At 41.6% G+C, this 339-nt stretch carries 1 rRNA gene; it reads left to right on the top strand.

The features are described 5' to 3' along the window. Positions 1–190: ribosomal RNA gene (locus OA84_RS11100) — 23S ribosomal RNA — on the top strand; the annotation flags it as partial. Positions 191–339: the final 149 nt, after the last annotated feature.

Genomic DNA, 339 nt, shown 5'->3' on the forward strand with positions numbered 1-339 from the left:
TTGTTCCGCCAGGAGCACCGCTGAGTAGCTACGTTTGGAAAGGATAAGCACTGAAAGCATATAAGTGCGAAACCTGCCTCAAGATGAGACATCTTTTAAGGGTCGTTGGAGATGACAACGTTGATAGGCTATAGGTGTAAAGGCAGCAATGTCATAGCCGAGTAGTACTATTACCCGTAGATTTATTGCCTAATTATGGCACTCGACAGTGCAACTACGGTTGTCTCTTTGTGAACGTTTTTATCGATTTTTTATAAGCATTACGCTTTGAGCTATAAGCTTTATGCTTATGGCCTACAGCTAAAAGCTAATACCAATTTTAGGGTGGTTTTAGCAGAG

It is taken from the genome of Kaistella solincola (assembly GCF_000812875.1).
Taxonomy (GTDB): Bacteria; Bacteroidota; Bacteroidia; order Flavobacteriales; family Weeksellaceae; genus Kaistella; species Kaistella solincola.